This window comes from Shinella sp. BE166 (assembly GCF_051201095.1).
Classification (GTDB): domain Bacteria; phylum Pseudomonadota; class Alphaproteobacteria; order Rhizobiales; family Rhizobiaceae; genus Shinella; species Shinella lacus.
In genome coordinates this window covers 149,753-176,167 of record NZ_JBPEHL010000003.1, presented here as the reverse complement: position 1 = coordinate 176,167, position 26,415 = coordinate 149,753, and the positions used below count along the sequence as shown (strand labels likewise).

Below are 26,415 nucleotides of genomic sequence, written 5' to 3'. Positions count from 1 at the left end.
CGGCCGGGAGACAGACATGAAAACCGAGAACAAGGCCCGCAGCGGCGGCCAGGTGCTGGTCGACGCCTTGAGAATCCATGGCGTCGAGCGGGTGTTCGGCGTGCCGGGCGAGAGCTATCTGGCGGTGCTGGATGCCTTCCATGATGCGGAAAAGGCGATCGAATTCGTCATCTGCCGACAGGAGGGCGGGGCGGCCTATATGGCGGAGGCCTATGGCAAGCTGACGGGCAAGCCCGGCATCTGCTTCGTCACCCGCGGGCCGGGCGCCACCAATGCCTCGGTCGGCGTGCACACGGCTTTCCAGGATTCGACGCCGATGATCCTGTTCATCGGCCAAGTGGCGCGCGACCAGATGGAACGCGAGGCCTTCCAGGAGATCGACTATCGCCGCATGTTCGGCCAGATGGCGAAATGGGTGGTGGAGATCGAGGATGCGGCGCGCATTCCTGAGCTGATCAGCCAGGCCTTCCACCGCGCCGTCAACGGCCGGCCGGGGCCGGTGGTGGTGGCGCTGCCGGAGGACATGCTGACGGATCTTGTGACGGTTGCCGATACGCCGGCCTTCAAGCGCGTCGAGGCCTATGCCGGCCAGCCGCAGCTCGACGAGATGACCGCGTTGCTGGCGAAGGCCGAGCGTCCGATGGTCGTCGCCGGTGGGGGCGGCTGGACGCAGCAGGCCGTTGCCGACCTCAAGGCCTTTTCGGAAGCCTTTTCACTTCCGGTCGCCGCCTCGTTCCGCTGCCAGGACCTGTTCGACAACGCGCACCCGAACTACGCGGGCGACCTCGGCCTCGCCGCCGGGCCGAAGCTGATCCAGCACGTCAAGGATTGCGACCTGCTGATTTCCATCGGTGCCCGCCTCGGCGAGATGACCACGGGGTCTTACACGCTGATCGATATTCCGGTGCCGAAGCAGACGCTGGTGCACATCCATCCTGGTGCGGAAGAGCTTGGCCGCGTCTATTACGCGACGTTGCCGATCAATGCGAGCGTCGCCGGCTTTCTGTCGCAAGCCGCGAAGTTGAAGCTCGCCCTTGCACCGAGTTGGGCCGATTGGACGAAGGCGGCGCATGCCGATTATCTTGCAAACATCGAATACCCGCAGGTTCCCGGCGTAGTGCAGATGGGCGCGGTGATGGAATGGCTGCGCGGCCATCTGCCGGCCGATGCGATCCTGACGACGGGGGCGGGCAACTATTCCGCCTGGGCGCACCGCTTCTACCAGTACCGCACCTTCCGCTCCCAGCTTGGGCCGACCAATGGCTCGATGGGCTACGGCGTGCCGGCGGCGATCGCGGCAAAAATCACCGCGCCGGAGCGCGCGGTCGTGGCCTTCGCCGGCGATGGCTGCTTCCTGATGAACGGGCAGGAACTGGCGACGGCCATGCAATATGACGCCCGTGTCATCTTCCTCGTCATCAACAACGGCATGTACGGCACGATCCGCATGCATCAGGAACGAAACTATCCGGGCCGGGTTTCCGGCACGCGGCTCACCAATCCGCATTTCGCCGATCTCGCCCGGTCCTACGGCCTGCACGGCGAGACGGTGGAGAGCACGGAAGAGTTCGCCGATGCCTTCCGGCGCTCGGAGGCATCCGGCAAGCCGGCGCTGATCGAAATCCGCATCGATCCGGAGGCGCTGACGCCGAAGATGAGCCTGTCGCAGATCCGCGAGCAGGCGCTTGCGGCGGGCCGGTGACGGCGCTCAGTCGTACGCTTCGCTGCCGGCCGGCTCGTCGAGCATCAGCCGGTAGCGGCTGAGGCTTTCCTCCAGATGCGCGGCCAGCGCCTGCTTGGCCGCCTTCGGATCGCCCTGGGTGATCGCTGCAAGGATGGCGGCGTGCTCCTTGTTGATCTTCTTCAGATAGGCATTGTAGGAGCGGCCGGACTGGCGGTGTTTCAGCACGAGGTCGAAATTGATCTCGCCCATCACCGCGACGAGGAAGCGCGGAAAGTGCGGGTTGCGCGTCGCCTTGGCGATGGCGAGGTGAAACTCGAAATCCGCGCGTGCCTCGATTTCCGCATCGCTCGTGTCGAGGTTCTCGATATAGTCGAAGGCGCGGGCGATTTCGGCGAGCGCTTCGGGCGTGCGGCGCTGGGCGGCGAGCGCCACGGACTGCATTTCCACGCCAAGCCGCAATTCGAGGATCTGCATTGCCGAGCGGATATCGTCGATGCGGCTGATTTCGAAGTTCAGCGTCTTGGCGTCTTTCTCGGTGACATAGACGCCCGCACCCTGGCGGGCCATGACGCGGCCTGCCACCTTGAGCGAGGTCAGCGCCTCGCGGATGACGGTGCGCGAGACGCCGAACTCCTCGCACAACTGCGCGCTTGACGGAATCTTCTCGCCGGGCGCATAAAGTCCGGAGTCCATGCGCTCGGCCAGTTTGGCGACGACGATTTCCGCGAGATTGCCGCGCTGCGTGATGATCGACATGGCGATCCCGCCTTTGTTGAAGTTTACATTTATCACATATCATACATGGCGCCGTCCTTGAGGGGAAGCGCCGCGTCGTCTTCAAGTCTTGCGCGAAGGATTTGCAGGGGATGCGGGATCTGCCGCCCGTCCATCAGCTTTGCCTGCGAGCGGCAGGAATAGCCGGTCGCCATCACCACGTCATCCGCCCCGGCCGAAGCAAGTGCCGGCTGCCAGCTCATGGCATAGAGCCTTTCGGAAATCTCCCGGTTGCGCACCTCATGGCCAAAGGTGCCGGCCATGCCGCAGCAGCCGGTTTCGGCGGCGACCACGTCGATGCCGAGTTTTGCGAAGACGGCGATCCATTGGCCGACGGCGGCGGGTGCGGTGCTGCGCTCGGTGCAATGCGCCATGAGACGATGGCGCGGCCATTTGCCGGCGAGGGTGGGCAGGCGGTCGATGAGCGTCGCGAGCCATTCCTGCGGAAGAAGCACACACGCTCGCATGGCGGCCGCGCCGGCATATTCGCTGCGAAAGGCGAGCGTCATCGACGGGTCCAGGCCGACAAGCGGGATGCCCGTTTCGGCCAGCCGGTCGAGCTGCCGCGCGGTGCGCGGCGCCGTCCTGTGGAAGGCGCCGAGATAACCGTGCACATGCAACGCTTTGCCGTTCAGCAGCGGCGGGGCGAGGAACGGGTGTATCCCGAGGCGCCGTGCGACCGCCACGGCGTCCAGCAGCACCTGCGGGTCGAAATGTTCGGTGAACGCGTCCGGCACGAAGATGACCGCGTCGGCGCGTTCCGCGGAGTCGAGCCGTGCGAGCGCCTGCGCTGTGGCGGTCGGCACGCGGCCGAGTTCCCGGCGCGGCGAACGCGCGGGGAGGGTCGGAAGCGCGGTCAGGCCTGCGCGCCGCAGCAGCGCCTTGCCGAGGGACGAGCCGACGGCGAGATTGTAGAGCGGTCGTGCCCGCGCCAGCAGCGGCAGCATCGTCTCGATGGTCGCGACGATCGGGTCGTTCACCGGCCGCAGATAACGCCCGTAATAGAGCTCGAGAAATTTGGCGCGGAAGGCCGGCACGCTGACTTTCACCGGACATTGCCCGGCGCAGGCCTTGCAGGCGAGGCAGGTGTCCATTGCCGCGCGCACCTCGTGGGAGAAGTCATCGCGGTTGGCGGGGTTGAGGCTGTTCCAGGCCCGTCGCGCAAGCCGCAGGATGACGCTCGTGCGGCGCTGCCGTTCGGCCTCGCGGCGTGGATCGATGCCTTTTTCGGAAAGCCGCCGCAGCCATTCGCGCATCAGCGAGGCGCGCCCTTTCGGCGAAAAACGCCGGTCGCGTGTCGCCTTGTAGGAGGGACACATCAGGCTGTCCGCATCGAAATCGAAACAGGCGCCGTTGCCGTTGCAATAGGCGGCATTGTCGAACGCGGCGCGGATGTCGTTGCCGATGGCGCGGTCGAGCGTTCCGCGCAGGGGAACGGCGTCGATCTTCGGCAGGCTGCTGCCCGCAGGCGCGACGATCTTGCCGGGGTTCAGCTGGTTGAGAGGGTCGAAGGCCTGCTTGATCTCCTGCAGGCGCGGATAGAGCGGCCCGAAGAAGGCCGGCACATATTCCGAGCGAACGCCCTTGCCATGTTCGCCCCACAGCACGCCGCCATATTTTTGCGTGAGTGCCACAACGGCATCGCTGATGCGCCGGACGAGCGCTGCATGATCGGCCCGGGTGAGATCGAGCGCCGGGCGCACATGCAAGACCCCCGCATCCACATGGCCGAACATGCCGTAGGTAAGCCCCTCGGCATCCAGCAGTGCGCGAAACTCCCGGATGTAAGCGGCGAGATGTTCCGGCGGCACGGCGGTGTCCTCGACGAAGGGCACGGGCCGCGTCGGCCCCTCTACATTGCCGAGCAGCCCGACCGCCCGCTTGCGCATCGCCCAGATGGCCTCGATATCGGCCTTTTTCGTGGTGATCGTGTAACCCTTGCGGCCGGCAAAGGAGGTTTTTGCAAGCGCGGCGGCGACGGCCGCAAGCTTTTCGGAAAGCTCTTCCGGCGTATCGGCCAGCACTTCGGCGATGTTGATGCCGTCCGCATCGCCCGGGAAGAAGGCGGCGATGCGCGGCCAGACGATATCGCCTCTGGCGAGCCGCAGCACCGTCTCGTCGATGGTCTCGACCGAAGCAACATCGAGCGCGACGAGGGTGCGGGCGTCTTCGAGGGCGGCGTTGAAATCGTCGTAGCGGATGTTGATGAGCGCCGCGCAGGCGGGAATGGGAAGTAGGTTGAGCTCCGCCTCCGCGATCATCGCGAGCGTGCCTTCCGAGCCGCAGAGCACCGCGTTGAGGTCGAAACGGCCGTCTTCGCGCTGGAGATGGGCGAGGTCGTAGCCCGTCATGAAGCGGTTGAGTTTCGGAAAGATCTTGTCGATCAGCGCCTTGTCGTCACGGGCGATGCGGGCCAGCGTGCGATGGATATGGCCGATGCGGTTCTGCCGCGTCTGAAGCGCCCGCAATTCCTCCTCGCTCACCGGGCGGGAAAGGAAATCGCTGCCATCCGCCAGCACCACGCGAAGGCCGAGCACATGGTTGCTGGTCTTGCCGTAGAGGCAGGAGCCCTGTCCGCAGGCGTCGGTCGAGACCATGCCGCCGATCGTCGCGCGGTTGGACGTGGACAATTCCGGCGCGAAGAACAGGCCGTGCGGCGCCAGCGCCTTGTTCAACTGGTCCTTGACGACGCCGGCCTCCACACGGGCGATGCGGCGAACCGGGTCGATCTCCAGAATCCTGTTCATGTGGCGCGAGCAGTCGACGACGATGCCTTCGCTCAGCGACTGGCCATTCGTGCCCGTGCCACCGCCGCGAGGTGCAATCGTGACGCCGGAAAACTCCGGGCGGGCGAGGGCCTTGGCAATGCGCTTGAGATCGCCGATGTTTTTGGGAAACACGATGCCGGCCGGTTCCACCTGGTAAATGGAGTTGTCCGTGGAAAACACGAGCCGGTCCGCAGCCCGCGCGCCGATATCGCCCTGGAAGCCTTGGGCCGCGAGATGACGGAGGAAATTGTCGCTTGGCGATGCGATGCGCCGGTCGGCATCGAGGCGGGGAATCATGGGCAAGGGTTCCGGAAGCGGCTTGCACTTCGTAAAAGTTAGCATATAAGTGATAACATACCAATATGGCCACGCAACTTGAAAATCGCGAGGAGTGAAACGTGAAGAACCAGTCTGTTGTCATCGTCGGCGGCGCTTCGGGCCTCGGTCTCACGACGGCGAAGCTGATGATCGCGCATGGCGCGCAAAAGATCGGCCTGATCGACCGCAACGAGGCGCTGCTCGCCACTTCGGCGGCGGAACTGGAAGCCCTCGGCGTCGAGGTGGCGACGGCGGTGGCGGACATTTCCCGCGCGGAGACGGCGCATGCGGGCTTCGCTGCGGTTGCCGGCAAGCTCGGCCGCGTGCACGCCCTCGTCAACAGCGCCGCGATCTATCCGCGAAAGGCCATTCTCGACATTACCGACGAGGACTGGGACCTGGAAAACGCCATCAACGTCAAGGGCACCTATCACATGATGGTCGCCGCAGTGCGGCACATGCGCCAGTTCGTGAACCCGCCGGAGGTGACCGGCCGCATCGTTAACATCACCTCGGTCGATGCCTTCAAGGCCCATCCGCAGAACGCGCATTACGCCGCCACCAAGGCCGCCGTCGTCAGCCTGACGAAATCCTTCGCGCAGGAATGCGCCAAGGACCAGATCCTGGTGAATTCCGTGGCGCCCGCCGGCTTTGCCACGGACCGCGCCAAGGAACTCGGCTTCCTGCCGGAACTTGCGAAAGCCAGCGCGCTCGGCCGCGCGGCAGAACCGGTTGAAATGGCCGAATGGATCGTCATGATGGCCTCCAGCCGCAACACCTATGCGACCGGCGAGAATGTCGTGATCAGCGGAGGTTATATCTATGTCTGACGCCTATCGCGTCGCCGTCGTCACGGGCGCGACCAGCGGCATCGGCAAGGCGATCGTGCCGATACTGCGCCGGCGCGGGCTGACGGTCCATGCCGTCGGGCGCAACGAGGCGGTGCTGGCCGAACTCGCCGAAAGCTGCGGCGCCGTGCCCGTGGTGGCGGATGTGCGCGACACGGCGCGCATCGCGGACGCGCTGGCCGGCGTCGAGGTCGATATCCTCGTCAACAATGCCGGCATCCTGTCGACCCGGGCGGCCTTCCAGGACATCGATCCCGCCGAAATCGACGCGATGATCGACGTCAACCTCAAGGCGCCGATGCATCTGACGCGTGCCTGCCTGCCCGGCATGGTCGCCCGCGAGCGCGGCCATCTCATCTATATCGGCTCCAGCGGCGGGCAGGCGCCCTATCCGGGCATGGGCGCCTATGGTCCATCGAAGGCCGGCCTCAGCCTGTTTTGCGATAACCTGCGCTGCGATCTGCTCGGCACCTCGGTGCGGGTCAGCGAGATCGTGCCGGGCCGCGTCCAGACGGCGCTCTACCGCACCTCCATCCCCGACAACCAGGCTGCCGCCGTGCTTTATGACGGCTATCGGCCGATCCAGCCGGAAAACATCGCGCAGGTCGTCAACGACGTGATCGCGCTGCCGGTCCATGTCGACGTCGCACGCGTCGAGGTTTTCCCGACCGACCAGGCGACCGGCGGCGGGACGATGGTGAAGTTCGAGGCACCGTAGGAGAAACACGATGGCGGGGGATGCCGACAAGGAAAAAGAAAAGGCGGAGAAGGCGCCCGATCTCGTCCGGCATTATCGCCCCGTCGCGATCCGCTCCGTGCTCGCCGCCCATGCCATGATCCCGCGAACGCCCGTGCCCACCGTCTCGGATCCATCGTCGGATATGGGCTTTGCCCTGCCGGCGGGCTTTCATTCCATTCCAGAGGATTGAACCGCCCGGCTTGATTTCGTCGCCGGCATGGCGCATCTGGCATGCGACCTCAATGCGGTGGCGGCATGAAAGCAAGCGGACTGAACGTACTGGTCATCGACGAGAACCGGATTCGCGCCGCCATCATCGAGGAGGGCCTGCGCGATTCGGGCTATGACCAGGTCACCGTCATCGACGTGATGCACGGGCTCGCCCGGCGCATCGCCGATCTCAACCCGGACGTGATCGTCATCGATCTCGAAAACCCCAACCGCGACATGCTGGAGAGCATCTTCCAGCTTTCCCGCGCGGTGAAACGTCCCATCGCCATGTTCGTCGACAAGTCGGACGAGGCCTCCATCGAGGCCGCGGTGGAGGCGGGTGTCTCCGCCTATATCGTCGACGGGCTGAAGCAGGAGCGCGTGCGGCCGATCCTGAAAATGGCGATCAGCCGCTTCAACGCCTTTTCCCGCCTCAGCCGGGAGCTGGAGGAGACGCGCGGCGAACTCGAGAACCGCAAGGCGATCGACCGCGCCAAGGGGCTTTTGATGCGCTCGCGCGGGCTTTCGGAAGAGGAAGCCTATGCGCTGCTGCGCCGCACGGCGATGAACCAGAACCGCAAGATCGTCGAGATCGCCCAAAGCCTCATCACGGCGGCCAGCCTGCTCGATCCGGGAGCCAAGGAATGACGATGCGCCACGCCATCACCGCCGGTTTCGTGCCGCTCCTCGATAGCGCGCTCCTCGTCGTCGCCCGGGAAAAGGGTTTTGCCGAAGCGCAGTCGATCGACCTTACCCTTGTGCGCGAGCGGTCCTGGGCCAGCATTCGCGACCGCCTTGCCGTTCGCCAGTTCGATGTCGCGCATATCCTCGGCCCCATGCCGATCGCCTGCAATCTTGGCCTCAGCGCGCCGGCGCCTGAGATGATCGTGCCGATGGCGCTGGGTCTCGGCGGCAATGCCGTCACCGTTTCGGCGGCGCTGTGGCGGGCTATGGCGTGGGAAGGGGCGACGGCCGATCTCGACGCGCGCACCAATGGCGCGGCGCTCCGCAAGGTCATCGACGGGCGGAAGGGCGAGCCGCTGCGCTTCGGTGTCGTGCATCCCTATTCGGGGCATAATTACGAGTTGCGTTACTGGCTGGCGGCCAGCGGCATCGATCCGGATCGCGACATCGAGATCGTCGTGCTGCCGCCGCCGGACATGGGCGATGCGCTCGCCGAAGGCACCATCGACGGCTATTGCGCCGGCGAGCCCTGGAACACGTTTGGTGTCGTGAAACGCGGCGGGCATCTCGCCACCGTCAAGGCCGCGATCTGGCGGTCGAGCCCGGAAAAGGTGCTGGGCGTCAATGCCCGCTGGGGCGAAACACACCCAGAGGCTTTGGCGGCCCTGCTTGTGGCGCTCTACGAAGCGTCGCTATGGTGCGCCCGGCCGGAAAACCGCACGGAACTGGCGCAGCTTCTGGCAAGACCCGTCTATGTCGGGCGGGATGCCGCGCTGCTGCTGCCGGCGCTGAGTGGGGAGCTTCCGGTCGGCGGCGGTGCGGTGGAAAGCGTCAGGGACTTTTTCGTCCCTAATGCCAAGGCCGCGACCTTCCCCTGGAAAAGCCATGCGTTGTGGTTCTACACCCAGATGGTGCGCTGGCGTCAGGTCGCGCACACCGCCGAACGCCAGAAGATTGCCGCGGAAACCTATCGGCCCGATCTCTATCGCGCCGCGCTGAAGGGGCTCGGCATCGCCATGCCGTCCGCCAGCTCCAAGGTCGAGGGTGCCCTGACCGTAGAGACGCCGGTCGGCTCGTCTGGGGCGCTGACGCTCGGGCCGGACGGCTTCTTCGATGGCGGGCGTTTCGATCCGGATGCCGTGGATGCCTATATCGCGGCGCAAATGCGATAGCGCTTATTTCATGCGCACTGCACAAAAAGTGGCTTCGTTCGTGCGCATGCGCCAAGCATTGTCTTGCGGCGTGGTATCGCAAATTTCCCAATAGCTTTTAGAACCAATAGCTTGAAGAAACTGGCACACTGATTGCTTTGTTTCTTGTGGGCCTTCGGGTCACGAAATCGGCGTCCAACGACGGGCGCCTCCAGCAAAGCCGCTGATCAGGATTGTGCGCACCCTTGAGGGTCGCGCGTGCCTGGCCAGCGGCTTTTTGTTTTTCAACCCCATGATGGATCGGCACGACCTTGTCGGGCCTCGGAGAAGCCATGTCTGAGAACAAGCAGTCCCTGTCCCCGCGCGAACCGGCAATCGCGCTCTGGATGTCCACCTTTGCCTTCACCATCTGTTTCGCCGTCTGGACGATCTTCGCGATCATCGGCATCCGCATCAAGGATGACCTCGGCCTCTCCGAAGCCCAGTTCGGCCTGCTCGTCGGCACGCCCATCCTGACCGGCTCACTGGTGCGCATCCTGCTCGGCGTCTGGACGCCGCGTTTCGGCGGCCGGCTCGTCTATACGCTGACCATGCTGGCGGCGGCACTTTCGACGCTGCTGCTCTCCCATGCCACCACCTTTCCGCAGATGCTGCTCGCCGGCCTCGGCGTGGGGCTGGCAGGCGGGTCCTTCGCGGTCGGCGTCGCCTATGTCTCGCCCTTCTTTCCGGCGGAAAAGCAGGGCACGGTGCTCGGCATCTTCGGGGCCGGCAATGTCGGCGCGGCGCTGACGAAATTCCTCGCGCCCCTCGTGCTCGTCGCCGCCGGCTGGCAGATGGTGGCGGAAATCTGGGCCGCAGCACTCATCCTCACGGCCTGCCTCTTCTGGTTCACCACCAGCGACGACCCGGCCTTCCGCAATCGTCGCGATGGCAAGGCGCCGAAGCGTAGCCTCGCGCAGGAATTCGCGCCCTTGAAGAATGCCCGCGTCTGGCGCTTCTCGCTCTACTATTTCTTCGCCTTCGGCGGCTTCGTCGCCCTGTCGCTCTGGCTGCCGCGTTATCTGGTCGGCGTCTATGGCTTCGATATCGCCACCGCCGGCATGATCGCGGCCGCCTATTCCATTCCCGGCAGCATTTTTCGGGCATTCGGCGGCGTGTTGTCCGATCGCAAGGGCGCGCGTTCCGTCATGTACTGGATGTTCGGTGTTTCGGCCGTCGCCACGCTCATCCTGTCGCTCCCGACGGGTGTCACGCCCATCATTTTCATCGCCGTCGTCTTCGTGCTCGGCTTCGTCATGAGCCTCGGCAAGGCGGCCGTCTACAAGCACATCCCGGCCTACTACCCCGATAGCGTCGGCGCGGTCGGCGGTGTTGTCGGCATGGTCGGCGGGCTCGGCGGCTTCGTGCTGCCCATCGCCTTCGGCCTGCTCAAGGATGCTACGGGCCTCTGGTCGAGCTGCTTCCTGCTGCTCTTCGCCGTCGTAGCCGTCTCGCTTCTCTGGATGCACCTCTCCATCCGCCAGATGGAGCGCCCCTCCGTCTCCGCCGTTGCCGCGTAATTGTAAGGAAACACCATGACCGAGAAACTCGTCATCATCGGCAACGGCATGGCCCCGGGGCGCATGCTGGAGCACCTGCTGGAAAAGGCGCCCGGCCAGTACGAGGTCACCATCTTCAACGCCGAGCCGCGGGTGAACTACGACCGCATCATGCTCTCGCCGGTGCTCTCCGGCGAGAAGGACTACGAACAGATCATCATCCACGGCGACGGCTGGTACATCAAACACGGCATCACGCTCTACAAGGGCCACCGCATCATCGCCATCGACCGCGATGCCAGGACGGTCACCTCCGATCATGGCGTCACCGAAAGCTACGACAAGCTGGTGATCGCCACCGGCTCCGTGCCCTTCATCATCCCGGTGCCGGGCAACAACCTGCCCGGCGTCATCACCTATCGCGACCTCGACGACGTGCAGGCCATGCTGCTCGCCGCCCAGTCGCGCGAAAAGGCCATCGTCATCGGTGGCGGCCTGCTCGGCCTGGAAGCGGCCGCCGGCCTTGCCGGCCGCGGCATGGATGTCACCGTGCTGCACGTCATGCCCACGCTGATGGACCGCCAGCTCGACCCCGCCGCCGGCTACCTCCTGCAGAAGGAGCTGGAAGGCCGCGGCATCAAGATCCTCTGCAAGGCGAACACCAAGGCCATCGTCGGAAACGGCAGGGTCGAGGGCATCGAGCTTGACGATGGCCGCGTCATTCCCGCGACGCTCGTCGTGATGGCCGTCGGCATCCGTCCGAGCGTCGGCCTCGCCAAGGAGGCGGGCCTCGCCGTCAACCGCGGCATCGTCGTCGATCACGGCATGCAGACCTCGGACGGCAGCATTCTGGCGCTCGGCGAATGTGCGGAAGTGGGCGGCATGGTCTACGGCCTCGTCGCACCGCTTTACGAGATGGCGCGTGTCGCCGCCTCGCATCTTGCCGGCGAGCGTTCCGCCGCCTTCGTGCATTCCGATACGCCGACCAAACTGAAGGTCACCGGCATCGAGCTCTTCTCGCTCGGCGATTTCGCCGATGGCGACGATCGGGAGGAGATCGTGCTGCGCGATGCCTCCGCCGGCGTCTACAAGCGGCTGGTGCTGAAGGACAACCGCATCATCGGCACGGTGCTCTATGGCGAGACGGCGGATGGCGCCTGGTTCAACGACCTCAAGAAGAAGGCGACCGATATTTCGCAGATGCGCGAGACGCTGATCTTCGGCCAGGCCTATCAGGGGGGCGCTCCGCTGGACCCTATGGCGGCCGTTGCAGCCTTGCCGGATGATGCGGAAATCTGCGGCTGCAACGGCGTCTGCAAGGGCCGGATCGTTTCGACTATCACCGACAAGGGCCTGACCTCGCTGGACGACGTGCGCGCCCACACCAAGGCATCCGCATCCTGCGGCTCCTGCACCGGCCTCGTCGAGCAGCTGATGACGCTGACGCTCGGCGACAGCTACAACCCCGCCGCCGTTCAGCCGATGTGCGGCTGCACCGATCTCGGCCATGACGACGTGCGCCGCCTGATCAAAGCAAAGGGGTTGAAGACCATTCCGGCCGTCATGCAGGAACTGGAATGGAAGACCTCCTGCGGGTGCGCCAAGTGCCGCCCGGCGCTCAACTACTACCTCGTTTGCGACTGGCCGGACGAATATGCCGACGACTACCAGTCGCGTTTCATCAACGAGCGCGTGCACGCCAATATCCAGAAGGACGGCACCTATTCCGTCGTGCCGCGCATGTGGGGCGGCGTCACCAATGCGGGCGAATTGCGGGCGATTGCCGATGTCGTCGACAAGTTCGAGATCCCGCTGGTGAAGGTGACGGGCGGCCAGCGTATCGACCTGCTCGGCATCGAGAAGGAGGACCTGCCGGCCGTCTGGGCCGATCTTGGCAAGGCCGGCTTCATCTCCGGCCAGGCCTATGCCAAGGGCCTGCGCACGGTGAAGACCTGCGTCGGTTCCGACTGGTGCCGCTTCGGCACGCAGGATTCCACCGGGCTCGGCATCCGCATTGAAAAGTTCATGTGGGGCTCGTGGACGCCCGCCAAGCTGAAGCTCGCCGTCTCCGGCTGTCCACGCAACTGCGCCGAGGCAACCTGCAAGGATATCGGCGTGATCTGCGTCGACAGCGGTTTTGAGATCCATTTCGCCGGTGCGGCGGGCCTCGATATCAAGGGCACGGAGGTGCTCGGCCTCGTGAAAACCGAGGACGAGGCGCTGGAGCATATCGTGGCGCTGACGCAGATGTACCGCGAGCAGGCGCGCTATCTGGAGCGCATCTACAAATGGGCCAAGCGCGTCGGCCTTGAGGAAATCCGCCGCCAGATCATGGGGGACGAGGCGAAGCGCAAGGCCTTCTACGACCGCTTCGTCTTCAGCCAGAATTTCGCCCAGGTCGACCCGTGGTCGGAGCGCGTCTCCGGCAAGGACAAGCACGAATTCCGGCCGATGGCGACGATCGGCTACACGCAGGCCGCGGAGTGAGCCCATGGACATGAACTGGATCGCCATCGGCAACATCGCCGATATTCCGCTGCGCGGCGCGCGTTGCGTGAAGACGCCGCAGGGCAGGATCGCCGTCTTCCGCACGGTCGAAAACGAGGTCTTCGCCATCGAGGATCATTGCCCGCACAAGGGCGGGCCGCTGTCGCAGGGCATCGTGCATGCCAAGGCCGTGACCTGCCCGCTGCACAACTGGGTGATTTCGCTCGAAACCGGCAAGGCGCTCGGGGCCGACCAGGGGGCGGTGAAGACCGTGCCGCTGCGCAACGAGGACGGCGCCCTTTTCATCGCGCTCGAAAGCCTGATGATGGCGGCGGAATGATGGAACAGGAGGTCAAGACAACCTGCCCCTATTGCGGCGTCGGCTGCGGCGTCATTGCCAAGGTTGGGGACGACGGTACGGTCTCCGTCAAGGGCGATCCTGACCACCCGTCGAACTACGGGCGGCTCTGCTCGAAGGGATCGGCGCTCGGCGAGACGGTCGATCTCGACGGACGCCTCCTCCATCCGGAAATCGGCGGAAAGCAGGCGGCTTGGGACGAGGCGCTCGACCTCGTCGCCCGGACGTTTTCCGCGGCCATCGCCGAACACGGCCCGGACTCCGTCGCCTTCTACGTCTCCGGCCAGCTCCTGACCGAGGATTATTACGTCGCCAACAAGCTGATGAAGGGGTTCATCGGCTCGGCCAATATCGACACCAATTCGCGGCTCTGCATGTCGTCCTCCGTCGCCGGCCATCGCCGCGCCTTCGGGGCCGATACGGTGCCGGGGACCTACGAGGACCTGGAACTGGCGGATCTGGTCATCCTCACCGGCTCGAACCTCGCCTGGTGCCATCCGGTCCTTTACCAGCGGCTCGCCGCCGCCAAGGCGAAGCGGCCGGGCATGAAGATCGTCGTCATCGACCCGCGCCGCACGGTGACGGCCGATCTTGCCGACCTGCATCTGGCGATCCGCCCCGACACCGATGTCGCGCTGTTCGTCGGCCTCTTCTCCCACCTCGTCCTGAACAATGCGATCGACCAGAACTATGTCGCGGCGCATACGAGCGGCTTTGCGGAGGCTTTCGTGGCCTCGTCATCGGTCTCCTTCGCCGATGTGCTGGAGCAGACCGGCTTGCCGGCCATGCAGCTGCGCGAATTCTACCGGCTTTTCACGGCGACCGAGAAGGTGGTGACCTGCTACAGCCAGGGGGTCAACCAGTCGTCGTCGGGCACCGATAAGGTCAACGCCATCCTCAACTGCCATCTTGCGACGGGCCGGATCGGCCGGCCGGGCATGGGGCCGTTCTCGCTGACCGGCCAGCCGAACGCTATGGGGGGCCGCGAGGTCGGCGGGCTTGCCAACATGCTGGCCGCTCATATGGCGATCGAAAGCACAGAGGACCGCGACCGCGTGCAACGCTTCTGGCAATCGCCGCGGATTGCCGAAAAGCCGGGGCTGAAGGCGGTCGATCTCTTCCAGGCGGTCGCGGACGGCCGCATCAAGGCGCTGTGGATCATGGCGACCAATCCCGTCGTCTCCATGCCGGATGCCGATGCCGTCGCGGCGGCGATCAAGGCCTGTCCCTTCGTGGTCGTTTCCGACATCCTGAAGACGACGGACACCGCTTGCCACGCCCACATCCTGCTGCCCTCGCTCGGCTGGGGCGAGAAGAGCGGCACGGTCACAAATTCGGAGCGCCGCATTTCAAGGCAGCGCAGCTTTCTCGACGCGCCCGGCGAGGCCCGCGCCGACTGGTGGCAGCTTGCCGAAGTCGGCCGCCGCATGGGCTTCGCCGCCGCCTTCGATTATGAAACGCCCGCTGAGGTTTTCCAGGAACACGCGGCGCTTTCCGCCTTCGAGAACGAGGGCGGCCGCGATTTCGACATCGGTGCCTATGCCGGGCTCACCCCGCGGGCTTATGATACGCTCGCCACGTTCCAATGGCCGCAGCCGGCGGAGGGCGGCAGGGCCGAAACCCGTTTCTTCGCCGAGGGCGGCTTCTACCACGCGGACGGCAAGGCGCGGTTCGTCGCGGTCGAGCCGACCCCGTGGGATCGCACCAGCGCGGCCTATCCCTTCACCCTCAACACCGGCCGCATTCGCGACCAGTGGCATACGATGACCCGCACGGGGAAAAGTGCGCGGCTGTCCTCGCATATCGCCGAGCCCTTCGCCGAGCTGCATCCGCGTGATGCGATGGAGATCGGGGTCGGCAATGCCGGCCTCGTCGAAATCGAAAGCCCGCAGGGCAAGGCGGTCGTGCGCGTCCTGATCACCGATCGACAGGCGCGCGGCAGTCTCTTCGTGCCGATGCACTGGAACGATCAATTCGCGGCGGCGGGCCGCATCGATGCCGTCGTGCCGCCCGTGACCGACAGGATCTCCGGCCAGCCCGCCTCGAAAAACGTCGCTGTCGCAGCCCGTAAATTCAAGGTGGCGCACTACGGCTTCGCGGTGTCGCAGGCAAAGCCGGACGGCCTCGACGCGGCCTATTGGGCGCTGGCGAAAGCGGAAGGCGGGTGGCGGCTTGAACTGGCGTTCGAACAGCCTGTCGAGGACTGGTGCGAATGGTGCCGCAAAACCCTGTCCATTCCCGATGGCATCGAGCCGCTCGGTTATACCGACCGCCCGTCCGGCGAGGTCCGGCTCGCCTTCTTCGACGGTCCGCGCCTGCTCGCGGCCTTTTTCCTGGGGCGCGACCCGGTCGCCGTCGCGAGGAGCTGGGCGGTCGCGCAGCTCGGTGCTGAACACGCCAACCTGCGCAAACGCTTCGCCCTCGTCGCCGGCCGGCCGGGCGCCGACAAGCCGGACCCCGGCGCCACCGTCTGCGCCTGCTTCGGCGTCGGCGTCAACCAGATCGTCGCCGCCGTGCGCGGCGGCTGCCGCAGTGTCGACGCGGTGGGCAAGGCGCTCAATGCTGGAACCAATTGCGGGTCCTGCCGTGGCGAAATTCAAAACATCGTCGATGGATGCCTCGCCGCCGCCGCGGAATGAGGGCGGAGGTGCTTCAGCCGAACTCCACCGTCACGAAGACCAGTTCCGTGGTGCCGGTGTTGGTGAGGTCGTGCACGAAGGCGGTGTCGGGCGTCAGGTCCGGAAAGTAACGCGTGTCGCCGGCGGCATAGGTCACGTCGACGACGCGGCCATCGCCATAGCGGGAGCGCGCCTTGCCGTCGCCCAGCACCGTCCAGAAATACGGCCGGTCATGCCGGTGCGACGCCAGGCTTTCGCCCGGCTGGAGCCGCAGGTGCCAGATGCGCATGCTGGGCTGATCGAGCACCAGCACGGTGCCGATCCTGTCGTTTGCCCGCGCCGCCGCGCGTTCCTTCTCGGAGAGCGGCGTCATGCGGCGCTGCTCCAGGCCGGGTAGGTCGCGTAGCCGTCATTGTCGCCGCCGAACAGCGTCGTCGCATCGAAGGCGGCGAGCGGCAGGTTTTCGCGGTAGCGGCGCGGCAGGTCGGGATTGGCGATGAAGGGACGTCCAAAGGCGACGACATCCGCCAGTCCCTCCGAAAGGATCGCCTCCGCGCGCTGCGGATCATATTTGCCGGCGACGATGATCTTGCCGGAAAAGGCCGCCCGCAGATCGCGGCGGAAGGAGGCCGGGGTGACGGGCGCATCGTCCCAGTCGGCCTCGGCGAGGTGGATATAGGCAAGCCCCAGGCGGTCGAGTTCGCGCGCCGCCTTCAGCGTCGTCGGCACGATCTCGTCGTCCACCATGCCGCGCTGGGTGATGAACGGCGACAGGCGGATGCCGGTGCGCGCCGCACCCGCCTCGGCGGCGACGGCTTGCGCGACTTCGGCGAGAAAGCGGATGCGGTTCTCCTGCCTGCCGCCGTAGTCGTCCGTGCGCTGGTTTGCCGAGCGGCGCAGGAACTGGTCGACCAGGTAGCCGTTCGCGCCATGGATCTCGACACCGTCGAAACCGGCCTTCATCGCATTGGCTGCCGCCTTGGCGAAATCGCCGACGACCGCGCCGATTTCCGCCGTCGTCAGCGCCCGCGGCACCGGGCAATCGGCAAGGCCGCCTTCGCCCGTCGCGGGATCGACGATCCAGACCTTGGCCTCGGGTGAAATGGCTGACGGGGCGACCGGCAGGCCATCGGCATGGAAGCTCGCATGGCTCATGCGGCCGACATGCCAGAGCTGCAGCACCATGCGCCCGCCGGCCGCGTGCACCGCATCGGTCACCGCGCGCCAGCCTGCGACCTGGGCGTCGGAATGAATGCCGGGCGTGAAGGAATAGCCTTGGCCTTGCGGCGAAATCTGCGTGGCCTCGCTGATGATGAGCGCGGCGGAGGCGCGCTGGGCATAGTAGCGCGCCATCATCTCGTTCGGCACATTGCCCGGCTGCGTGCTGCGCGCGCGGGTCATCGGCGCCATGGCGATGCGGTGCGGCAGGTCGATGGCGCCGAGCGAGACGGGCTGGAAAAGCGAAGCGGTCATGGTCGTCCTCGATGTTTAGGCAGCGGATAAGCTCGGCCGCCATGGTTCGAGGTGGAGAGTACTGCTTGCGGAAACTCCCGATAATTGCTTTGATCCGGAAATCATAATTCGGAAAAGCCGATCAATGCTGCTTGAAAACCTGTCTCTCTTCCTCCGTATCGTCGAGAAAGGCGGCCTCGCCGTCGCGGGCCGCGAGGTCGGGCTTTCGCCCGCGACCGTGTCGGAGCGCCTCGCCGCGCTGGAGGCCTATTACGGGGCGACGCTGCTCACCCGCACGACGCGCGCCATCAGCCTGACGGAGGAGGGGCGTGCGCTCGTCGAGGGCGCCCGGCGCCTGCTGGCGGAGGCTGAGGAGCTGGAAAGCCGCGTGCGGCGCGGCGCGGATGTCATCTCCGGTCCGATCCGGCTGAGCGCGCCGGAAGATCTTGGCCGTCGCCTGCTGGTGCCCGTCATCGATGCCTTCCTGGCCGAGCATCCCGCGGTGACGATCGATCTCAACCTGACGGACGGTTATGTCGATCTCGTCGGGCAGGGCATGGATTTCGCCATCCGGCACGGCGTGCTGGCGGATAGCAGCCTCCGGGCGAAGCCGCTCGGTGATAACCGCCGTATCGTCTGCGCCTCGCCCGCTTATCTCGAAGCACACGGCACGCCGCAGCATCCGGACGAGCTCGAAAACCATGAATGCATCGTCATGCGCTTCGGACAGAACATCGACCGCGAATGGTCCTTCGTCATCGACGGCGTGGTTCGCAAGGTCACCGTGCACGGCCGGCGCGTGGTGAATGACGGCGGGCTGGTGCGCCAATGGTGCAAGCAGGGGCTGGGCGTCGCGCTCAAATCGATCCGCGACGTCGATGCCGATCTCGCTTCGGGCGCGCTGGTGGAGCTGCTCAAGGATTTTTCCACCGGCAGCACGGCCTTGCAGATCGTCTATCCGCCGAGCGCCGTACAGCCGCGGCGCGTGCGCCTGCTGATCGAGCGCATCGTCGCGGCCCTTTCACCGGGCCGCGGCGCGTAATCGTCAGGCGGAGACCTGGTCGAGGAAGATCAGGCGTAGCGGCTCGGCGAGCAGGTCGTCGATCGTCACGGCGAAGGCCTGGAAATAATCCGCAGCGATGTGCTCATCCAGCGCCGCCTGGCTTGCGAAGGCTTCGCGCATATAGAAGGTGCCGGGCTCGTCACGCAGCTCAAAGAGCATGTAGTCGAGGTTTCCGGGCTCCGCGCGGGTCGGCTCGATGAGGGCGAGCAGGCCCGCGCGCAACGCGTCCCGCTTGCCGGGTTTGGCCTTCAGGACGGCGATGGCGATGAGTTTTTCGGCTGGTGTCGTCATGGTGATGTCTCTCCTCAGAAGCCTTCGAGCACGATCTTGCCCTTGGCCTTGCCGGATTCGATGAGCGCATGGGCGCGCTTGAGGTTTTCCGCAGTGATGGCACCGAAATTGTCGGCGAGCGTCGACTTGATCTTGCCGGCATCGACCAGTTCGCTGATGCGGTTCAGCAGGTCGTGCTGCTTTTCGATATCGGCGGTGGCAAACAGCGAGCGGGTGAACATCAGCTCCCAATGCAGCGAGATCGACTTGCGCTTCAGCGGCAGGGCGTTCAGCACCTTCGGGTCGTCGATCAGGCCGAACCGGCCCTGCGGCGCGATCAGCTCGACAATGTCGGCGAGGTGATCGTCGGTGTTGGTCGTGGAGAAGACGAAGGCGGGCTGGCCGATGCCGAGCGCCTCGACCTGAGGGGCCAGCGGCTGGCGATGGTCGACGACATGGTGGGCGCCGAGCGCCTTCACCCAGTCCTGGGTTTCCGGCCGCGAGGCGGTGGCGATCACCGTGAGGTCGGTCAGTGCGCGGGCGATCTGGATGGCGATCGAGCCGACGCCACCGGCGCCGCCGATGATGAGGATGGCGTTTGCCGCACCCGCAACCGGACGGGTCACCTCCAGCCGGTCGAACAGCATTTCCCAGGCGGTGATCGAAGTCAGCGGTAGGGCGGCGGCGGCGGCGAAATCGATCGACGCCGGCTTCCTGCCGACGATGCGCTCGTCGACGAGGTGGAACTCCGCATTGGTGCCGGACCGGTTGATCGCGCCGGCGTAGAAGACCGCGTCGCCCGGCTTGAACAGGCTGGCCTCCGGCCCGACGGCGGTAACGACACCGGCGGCGTCCCAGCCAAGCACTTTCCAGTCGCCCGGTTCCGGCTTGGCGGAGGCGCGGATCTTGGTGTCGACCGGATTGACCGACACGGCCTTCACCTCGACGAGGATATCGCGCCGCTGCGGCTCGGGCCGCGGCAGGTCGAAATCGACAAGCGCCGTCGCGGCATCGATCGGTTGCGGGGTCTGGTAGCCAATGGCACGCATTTCAATCTCCTGAATGTGCAAAAGTCGGTTCGTATAGGGTGAAGATAGGACCATACGGCATGCCCCGATAATTTGCCGAAATCCAAAATGATAATTCGAATTTTTCGAAGTTGTCTTCCGGGCGTGCCGTGGGGAGCCTTCGGCGTTGACAAGCGGGCGTGAAATTCTCATATATAAAATAGTAATTCAAATAAGAATTCTGCGGAATCTTTCGAGGCGTCGCAGGGAGGAGCCTTCATGCAGGATGAACCCGGATTGCTCGCCGGTCTGACCGTGGTCGATATGAGCCAGTTCCTTTCCGGCCCCTATTGCTCGCTTCGGCTGCTCGACCTCGGCGCCCGGGTCATCAAGATCGAGCGGCCGGACGGCGGCGACCTGTCGCGCCGGCTCTATCTCAGCGACACCGAGGTCGGCGGCGATTCGACGCTGTTCCACGCCATCAACCGCGGCAAGGAGAGCCTCGGCATCGACCTCAAGAACCCGGACGATCTCGCCTTCCTGCGAAAGCTCATCGCCAGGGCCGACGTGCTGATCCAGAATTTCCGCCCGGGCGTCATCGAGCGCCTCGGCCTGGATTATGCGGCGGCGAAGGCGATCAACCCGGCCATCGTCTATGCCTCGATCAGCGGCTATGGCGAGGATGGCCCCTGGGTGATGCGGCCGGGGCAGGATCTTCTGGCGCAGGCGCGTTCCGGCCTGATGTGGCTGAACGGCGACGAGGAGCAGGGGCCGGTGCCCTTCGGCCTCGCGGTCGCCGACATGCTGGCCGGCGCCAATGCCTGCCAGGGCATTCTCGCGGCGCTGGTGCGGCGCGGCATTTCCGGCAAGGGCGCCCATATCCAGACGAGCCTGCTCGAAGGGCTGGTCGATTTCCAGTTCGAGGTGCTGACCACCCATCTCAACGACGGCGGCCGCAAGCCGAAACGATCCGGCTTCCGCAGCGCGCATGCCTATCTTTCCGCACCCTACGGCGTCTATCCGGCGAAGGACGGTTATCTGGCGATCGCCATGACGCCGCTCGGCCGGTTGCAGGATCTCTTGCAGATCGAGGCGCTTGGCGTCTATCGCGACGACAGCAAGGCGTGGTTCACGGCGCGCGACGCGATCAAGCGCATCATTGCCGAACGCATCGCGACCGAGACCGTCGACCATTGGCTGTCCATCCTCGAACCGGCGGATATCTGGTGCTCCAAGGTGCTGGAATGGCCGGAACTGCTGGCCAGCGACGGTTTCCGCATGCTCGACATGTTGCAGACCGTCACGCGCGAGGACGACGTTTCGATCGGCACGACCCGCTGCCCCGTGCGCGTCGATGGCCGTCGGCCGCTCGGCGGGCAGGCGGCGCCGCGGGTCGGCGAGCATACCGGCCGCATCCGGGCGGAGTTCGCCTGATGGGCGGCGTTACCCTGAAGGGCATGACCTGGAGCCATCCGCGCGGCTACGATCCGATGGTGGCCTGCTCGGACGATTGGTTGCAGAAGACCGGCGTTTCGATCGAATGGGACAAGCGGTCGCTGCAGGATTTCGAGAGTTTTCCCGTCGAGGAACTGGCGCGCCGTTACGATCTCATCGTGATCGACCATCCGCATGTCGGCCAGATCACCGCGGAGAACTGCCTCGCGCCGCTGGATGGACCCAGCCGGAAAGCCGCCTTCACAGCGCTGGCCAAAGGCTCCGTCGGCAAATCCTTCCCAAGCTACAACTGGCAGGGCCGCCAATGGGCCTTCCCGATCGATGCGGCGACCCAGGTGCTGGCCTTCCGGCCGGACCGGCTCGACGCGCCGCCGACGACCTGGGCGGAGGTGCTCGACCTTGCAAAGACCGGCGAGGTGCTGCTGCCGCTGCGCCCGCCACATTCGCTAATGTGCCTGTTCACGCTGTGCGGCAATCTCGGCCACCCGTGTTCGGTGGAGCGGGGCCGGCCGTTCATCGATGCCGAGACCGGCGTCCAGGCGATCGAGATGATCCGCGAACTGGCGGCCCTCGTCGATCCCGCCTGCATCGGCATGGACCCGATCGCCGTTCTGGACCTGATGGGCGAAGACGGTGCGCGCTACAGCCTTTCGCCGCTGATCTACGGTTATGTCAGCTATTCCCTCGAAGGGTTTCGCGCAAACCGCATCGCCTTTGCCGACATGCCGGTCGCCGGCGCACGCGGGCCGGTCGGGTCGGCGCTCGGCGGCACGGGCATCGCCGTCTCGGCTTTCTCCGAACACCGCGAGGCGGCCATTGATTTCGCCTACTGGATTGCCGGCGGCGCGGTGCAGGCCGATCGCTACTGGCGCTTCGGCGGCCAGCCCGGCCATGCGGCCGGCTGGGAGGACGAGGCGGCCAATGCGGCGACGCTCGGCTTCTATCGAAATACCCGCAGCACGTTGGAAGGCGCCTGGCTGCGGCCGCGGCATGACGGCTACATGCCGTTCCAGGAGGCGGCGTCGCAGCGCATCAACCGGGCCGTAACGAGCGCGGAGCCGGCGGCGAAGGCCGTTGCCGACCTCAACGATCTTTTCGTGAAGAGTTTTCGGTAGGCGCTCACGCCGCCGGCTTGCCGTCCCGATATTTGACGGTCTGGATGTGCTCGCAATAGAGCACCAGCTCGCCTTCGCCCTTGAAGACCTCGTAGGAGGCGCGGATAAGGCCGAGCGCGTCATATTTCGGTTGTTTGTCGAGATTGGTGCGGATCGTATAGATCGTGTCGCCGATGAAGACGGGCTTGATGAAGCGCAGGCGGTCGTAGCCGTAGGAAAAGGCGTTGACGCAGTTGGTCGCCACCAGCCCGAGTCCGGCCGAAAAGACGAAGGCGCCCGCCACGAGGCGGCGGCCGAACAGGCCTTCCGTCTCGGCAAAGATCTGGTCGCCGACATAGGGGTGCATGTCGAGCACCAGCGCATTGAACTGCATCGATTCGCCTTCGGAAATCGTGCGGCGTAGCGAGCGGATCTTATGGCCGACGGCGAAATCCTCGTAGAACCAGTTCTCCGAATTCCACACCGGCAGCGCCGCGTGGGCCTCCGGCATGGTCTTGGGATGGGTGCTTTCGATTCCGACAGTCGACGTCATGCTTGGCTCCTCTGAACGAGGATACCATGTCACAGAAGAATGATCTATTCAAATGCGAATTAACTAATCGCCGGGCTTGAAGTCGGCGCCGGTCATTTCGGAAAGCTTGCTGGTCGTCTCGCTGATGAGCTGGATCGTCGTGGAAATGTCGGGCGCCACGGGCGTGTTGATCAGCGTGATATAGGGCACGGTCAGCGCGGCGATCGCGGTGCCGTCCGCGCCGAGCACGGGGGCCGAGAGGTTGATGACGCCGGCCGTCTGCGCGCTCGGCATCATCTCGTAGCCGCGCGTGCGGATGAGGTCGAGCCGCGCCAGGAATTCCGGCGTCACGCGCCCGTCCGTGCCGCCATCGCCGACATGTTCGGCGATCATGCGCTCGCGTTCCAGCCCCGGGCGGAAGGCGAGCAGCACATGGCCGGAACCCGTATCGAAAAGGCCGATGCGCGAGCCGACGCGGATGGAAATGCCCCAGTAACCCGGCGCTTCCTGCTGGGCGATGACCACCGGATTGCCACGGTCGAAGACGACGAGCTGGTTGGCCTGGCGCGAGGCTTCGGCAAGCTCGCGCATCAGCGGCACGGCGAAGGAAACGAGCCGCCGCACCGGGGCGTGGAGCTGCGCGAGGCCGAAGAGTTTCAGCGTCAGCGAGAAGCGGTCGCCATCGATGCGCGTGACGTAGCCGCGTTTCACGAGGCGGTCGAGCATACGGTAGAATTCGTTCGGGCTGCGGTCGAGCCGCTTGGCGATTTCCGCCTGGGTGAGGCCACCATCGACGCCGGCCAGCAGCTCCAGGATGTCGAGGCCCTTGTCGAGCGCCGGCGCGCGGTAGCGATCGTTTTCGTCTTCCGACACCTAAAATCCCTCTAGTGAATGAGTAAATTCATATACGCAGAAATACCCCATGGCAATGCCGGAATCCGGTTTTCCGCTTGACGATGAATGAATAATTGGTTTGTATATGAATGAAGCTCTTATTGGTGAGGGCTGGCGAAAGCCACATGGGAGGAGAACATGTCGAGATTTCTAGCCGGCGTCGCGGTCGGTGCATTGATGTGCGCGGGTTCCGCGTTCGCTGCCGACCTGCCGGGAAAATTCGAGGGCGTCACCGTCGATGCGAAGCTCATCGGCGGTCAGCAGTATGAGGCGCTCTACGCGCGCATCGCTGAATGGGAAAAGGCGACGGGCGCCAAGGTGAACGTGCTTTCGAAGAAGAACCACTTCGAGCTGGACAAGGAAATCAAGTCGGATATCGCAACGGGCAACATCACCTGGTGCGTCGGCTCGAACCACTCGTCCTTCGCCCCGCAATATCCGGATATCTATACCGATCTCGCAGCGCTGCTGCCGAAGGAAGAGATCGACGCCTTCGTGCCGGCCAACATTTCGTCCTCGACGCTCAGCGGCAAGCTGGTGATGCTGCCACGCGCGCAGTTCGACGTCTCGGCGCTCTACTACCAGAAGAGCCTCTACCAGGACGACGCCAAGAAGGCGGCGTTCAAGGAGAAATACGGCTACGACCTGACCCCGCCGGACACCTGGCAGCAGGTCACCGACCAGGCGACGTTCTTCTCCAATCCGCCGGATTTCTACGGCACGCAATATGCCGGCAAGGAAGAGGCGATCAACGGCCGCTTCTATGAAATGCTGGTGGCCGAAGGCGGCGAATATCTCGACGCCGACGGCAAGCCGGCCTTCAATTCGGAAGCGGGCGTGCGCGCCCTCGACTGGTTCGTCAACCTCTACAAGGCGAAGGCCGTGCCGGCCGGCACGACCAACTATCTGTGGGACGATCTCGGCCAGGGCTTTGCTTCCGGCACCATTGCGGTCAACCTCGACTGGCCTGGCTGGGCGAGCTTCTTCAATGACCCGAAGTCCTCCAAAGTTGCCGGCAATGTCGGCGTGAAGGTGCAGCCGGCCGGTTCCTCCGGTAAGCGCACCGGCTGGTCCGGCCACCACGGCTTCTCGGTCACCGAAAGCTGCGCCAACAAGGAAGCCGCCGCCTCGCTCGTCTGGTTCCTCACCAACGAGGACAGCCAGAAGCTGGAATCCTCCGCCGGTCCGCTGCCGACGCGCACGGCCGTCTGGGATTTCAACATCAAGCAGGCTGAAAGCGATCCGTACCGCAAGGAAGTGCTGACTGCCTTCCAGGAGGCCGCGAAGAACGCCTTCGCGGTGCCGCAGACGGCATCGTGGATCGAGATCTCCAACGCCGTCTATCCGGAGCTACAGGCCGCCATCCTCGGCGACAAGACCTCCAAAGAAGCGCTGGATGCGGCCGCCGAAAAGGCGACGCAAATCCTCGAAGACGCCGGCGCGCTCTGAGACCAACCTGTGGCGCCGGGCAGCCGGCGCCACGAGCCACCCCTTTTGACATTCCGGAAAATTTCAACGCCGCCGGTTTCGGCTGGCGGGTTTTCCCTGCATTCGTGAAGACTGGAGAAGCCGATATGAAAGGCTGGAGGCCACCGGCACCGTTTCTGCTTCTGCTGCCCGCCATCCTGGTGCTGGCAGCCGTCGTCATCGTCCCGCTGATCCTGTCGCTCTATTCGAGCTTCACGCCGTTCCGGCTGACGCAACCGGCGTCGCTCTACATGTTCGTTGGCTTCCGCAACTATGCGCGCATCCTGACCGACCTGGAGTTCTGGACGGCATTCGGCCGTACCGTGCTGCTTTTGACGGTGGCGCTCAATGTCGAGATGCTGCTCGGCCTCGGCCTTGCCATGCTGGTGGAGAAGGCGACACGCGGCCAGCGCCTGCTGCGCACCATCATGATGTTCCCGATGATGTTCTCGCCGATCCTCGTCGGCTTCCAGTTCAAGTTCATGTTCAACGACAATATCGGCCTGGTGAACAACGCCCTGCAATCGCTCGGCCTGACGGACCAGGCGATCCCGTGGCTGATCGACGGCACGCTCGCTTTCACGGCGATCCTGATTGCCGAAGTCTGGTCGTCCACCTCGGTCTTCGCGATCCTCATCCTCGCCGGCCTGCTCGCCATGCCGAAGGAGCCGATCGAGGCTGCCCGCGTCGACGGCTGCACGCCCTTGCAGACGTTCCGCTACGTCACTTGGCCCTTCATCATGCCCTTCGCCTATATCGCCATGACCATCCGCTCGCTCGATGTCGCGCGCGCCTATGACATCGTCAAGATCATGACGGATGGCGGTCCTGCCAAACGCACGGAACTGCTCTGGACGCTGGTCTCGCGCACCGCCTATGCGGACGCCCGCATGGGCCTTGCCAATGCCATGGCCTATGTCGCGATCCTGCTCTCCATCCTCTTCACCGTCTATTTCTACCGCAAGCTTGCGGCGGCGCGGACCCAGATTGCGGCGGAGTGGTAA

At 65.0% G+C, this 26,415-nt stretch carries 23 protein-coding genes; 15 read left to right on the top strand and 8 right to left on the bottom strand.

Translation table 11 applies throughout. The annotated features are described in order from the left end of the window. Positions 1–16: 16 nt before the first annotated feature. Entirely contained in the window at positions 17–1,702 is a 1,686-nt protein-coding gene (locus J2Y63_RS08245) for a thiamine pyrophosphate-binding protein (protein WP_435265664.1), read from the top strand. A 6-nt stretch (positions 1,703–1,708) separates the two neighbouring features. On the opposite strand, the gene J2Y63_RS08240 is transcribed toward J2Y63_RS08245, so the two are convergent. Beyond that, the gene (locus J2Y63_RS08240; RefSeq protein WP_435265663.1) at positions 1,709–2,440 is read right to left on the bottom strand and encodes a FadR/GntR family transcriptional regulator; all 732 of its coding nucleotides are present in this window, start codon (positions 2,438–2,440) and stop codon (positions 1,709–1,711) included. A gap of 32 nt (positions 2,441–2,472) precedes the next feature. Beyond that, positions 2,473–5,523, bottom strand: coding sequence for a D-2-hydroxyglutarate dehydrogenase YdiJ (ydiJ, locus tag J2Y63_RS08235; RefSeq protein WP_435265662.1), 3,051 nt, complete (start codon positions 5,521–5,523; stop codon positions 2,473–2,475). A gap of 101 nt (positions 5,524–5,624) precedes the next feature. On the opposite strand from ydiJ, the gene J2Y63_RS08230 reads away from it, so the two are divergent. The 9 genes from J2Y63_RS08230 to J2Y63_RS08190 all read left to right on the top strand — a co-directional run bounded on the left by J2Y63_RS08230 (position 5,625) and on the right by J2Y63_RS08190 (position 16,198). Further along, positions 5,625–6,374: an SDR family NAD(P)-dependent oxidoreductase gene (locus J2Y63_RS08230; RefSeq protein ID WP_435265661.1), complete on the top strand. Its 750-nt coding sequence runs from the start codon at positions 5,625–5,627 to the stop codon at positions 6,372–6,374. Continuing rightward, a complete protein-coding gene (locus J2Y63_RS08225) occupies positions 6,367–7,110 on the top strand; it encodes an SDR family oxidoreductase (RefSeq protein ID WP_435265660.1) in 744 nt (247 codons plus the stop codon). Before J2Y63_RS08230 ends, J2Y63_RS08225 begins: the two co-directional genes overlap by 8 nt. A 10-nt stretch (positions 7,111–7,120) precedes the next feature. Beyond that, entirely contained in the window at positions 7,121–7,321 is a 201-nt protein-coding gene (locus J2Y63_RS08220) for a hypothetical protein (RefSeq protein WP_435265659.1), read from the top strand. 65 nt (positions 7,322–7,386) lie between these two features. Continuing rightward, positions 7,387–7,989 (top strand): ANTAR domain-containing response regulator, encoded by a 603-nt coding sequence (locus J2Y63_RS08215; protein ID WP_256116546.1) that lies wholly within the window; start codon positions 7,387–7,389, stop codon positions 7,987–7,989. Then, on the top strand, positions 7,986–9,197 hold the full coding sequence (locus J2Y63_RS08210) for a CmpA/NrtA family ABC transporter substrate-binding protein (protein WP_435265658.1): 1,212 nt from the start codon (positions 7,986–7,988) through the stop codon (positions 9,195–9,197). Before J2Y63_RS08215 ends, J2Y63_RS08210 begins: the two co-directional genes overlap by 4 nt. A gap of 311 nt (positions 9,198–9,508) precedes the next feature. Further along, entirely contained in the window at positions 9,509–10,735 is a 1,227-nt protein-coding gene (locus J2Y63_RS08205) for an MFS transporter (RefSeq protein WP_435265657.1), read from the top strand. 15 nt (positions 10,736–10,750) lie between these two features. After that, a complete protein-coding gene (nirB, locus tag J2Y63_RS08200; RefSeq protein WP_435265656.1) occupies positions 10,751–13,201 on the top strand; it encodes a nitrite reductase large subunit NirB in 2,451 nt (816 codons plus the stop codon). Positions 13,202–13,205: 4 nt separating this feature from the next. Next, positions 13,206–13,541, top strand: a complete 336-nt coding sequence (nirD, locus tag J2Y63_RS08195; RefSeq protein WP_435265655.1) for a nitrite reductase small subunit NirD — start codon at positions 13,206–13,208, stop codon at positions 13,539–13,541. After that, complete coding sequence (locus tag J2Y63_RS08190) at positions 13,541–16,198, top strand: nitrate reductase (RefSeq protein WP_435266067.1); 2,658 nt, start codon at positions 13,541–13,543, stop codon at positions 16,196–16,198. Before nirD ends, J2Y63_RS08190 begins: the two co-directional genes overlap by 1 nt. 13 nt (positions 16,199–16,211) lie before the next feature. Here the strand turns inward: J2Y63_RS08190 and J2Y63_RS08185 are convergent, their stop codons facing one another. After that, complete coding sequence (locus tag J2Y63_RS08185) at positions 16,212–16,550, bottom strand: cupin domain-containing protein (RefSeq protein WP_435265654.1); 339 nt, start codon at positions 16,548–16,550, stop codon at positions 16,212–16,214. Beyond that, positions 16,547–17,650, bottom strand: a complete 1,104-nt coding sequence (locus tag J2Y63_RS08180) for an alkene reductase (protein WP_435265653.1) — start codon at positions 17,648–17,650, stop codon at positions 16,547–16,549. Before J2Y63_RS08180 ends, J2Y63_RS08185 begins: the two co-directional genes overlap by 4 nt. A 124-nt stretch (positions 17,651–17,774) precedes the next feature. Here J2Y63_RS08180 and J2Y63_RS08175 point away from each other — a divergent pair, with 124 nt between their 5' ends. After that, positions 17,775–18,671 carry a LysR family transcriptional regulator gene (locus J2Y63_RS08175; protein WP_435265652.1) on the top strand — a complete coding sequence of 299 codons (897 nt, stop codon included), beginning with the start codon at positions 17,775–17,777 and terminating at the stop codon, positions 18,669–18,671. A 3-nt stretch (positions 18,672–18,674) separates the two neighbouring features. Here J2Y63_RS08175 and J2Y63_RS08170 read toward each other — a convergent pair whose 3' ends face one another. Next, on the bottom strand, positions 18,675–18,983 hold the full coding sequence (locus tag J2Y63_RS08170; RefSeq protein ID WP_435265651.1) for a putative quinol monooxygenase: 309 nt from the start codon (positions 18,981–18,983) through the stop codon (positions 18,675–18,677). Positions 18,984–18,997: 14 nt separating this feature from the next. Further along, a complete protein-coding gene (locus tag J2Y63_RS08165; RefSeq protein ID WP_435265650.1) occupies positions 18,998–20,011 on the bottom strand; it encodes a zinc-binding alcohol dehydrogenase family protein in 1,014 nt (337 codons plus the stop codon). A 237-nt stretch (positions 20,012–20,248) separates the two neighbouring features. Between J2Y63_RS08165 and J2Y63_RS08160 the strand changes: the two genes are divergently transcribed. After that, complete coding sequence (locus J2Y63_RS08160; RefSeq protein WP_435265649.1) at positions 20,249–21,403, top strand: CaiB/BaiF CoA transferase family protein; 1,155 nt, start codon at positions 20,249–20,251, stop codon at positions 21,401–21,403. Continuing rightward, positions 21,403–22,539, top strand: a complete 1,137-nt coding sequence (locus J2Y63_RS08155) for an extracellular solute-binding protein (RefSeq protein WP_435265648.1) — start codon at positions 21,403–21,405, stop codon at positions 22,537–22,539. The genes J2Y63_RS08160 and J2Y63_RS08155 overlap by 1 nt, the downstream gene beginning before the upstream one ends. A 4-nt stretch (positions 22,540–22,543) precedes the next feature. Here J2Y63_RS08155 and J2Y63_RS08150 read toward each other — a convergent pair whose 3' ends face one another. Both J2Y63_RS08150 and J2Y63_RS08145 read right to left on the bottom strand, forming a co-directional pair. Then, positions 22,544–23,071, bottom strand: coding sequence for a MaoC family dehydratase (locus J2Y63_RS08150; protein ID WP_435265647.1), 528 nt, complete (start codon positions 23,069–23,071; stop codon positions 22,544–22,546). Between the two features lie 63 nt (positions 23,072–23,134). Next, the gene (locus J2Y63_RS08145; protein ID WP_256116561.1) at positions 23,135–23,923 is read right to left on the bottom strand and encodes an IclR family transcriptional regulator; all 789 of its coding nucleotides are present in this window, start codon (positions 23,921–23,923) and stop codon (positions 23,135–23,137) included. 159 nt (positions 23,924–24,082) lie between these two features. Here J2Y63_RS08145 and J2Y63_RS08140 point away from each other — a divergent pair, with 159 nt between their 5' ends. Continuing rightward, positions 24,083–25,393, top strand: a complete 1,311-nt coding sequence (locus tag J2Y63_RS08140) for a sugar ABC transporter substrate-binding protein (RefSeq protein ID WP_435265646.1) — start codon at positions 24,083–24,085, stop codon at positions 25,391–25,393. Positions 25,394–25,518: 125 nt separating this feature from the next. Further along, positions 25,519–26,415: a carbohydrate ABC transporter permease gene (locus tag J2Y63_RS08135; RefSeq protein ID WP_435265645.1), complete on the top strand. Its 897-nt coding sequence runs from the start codon at positions 25,519–25,521 to the stop codon at positions 26,413–26,415.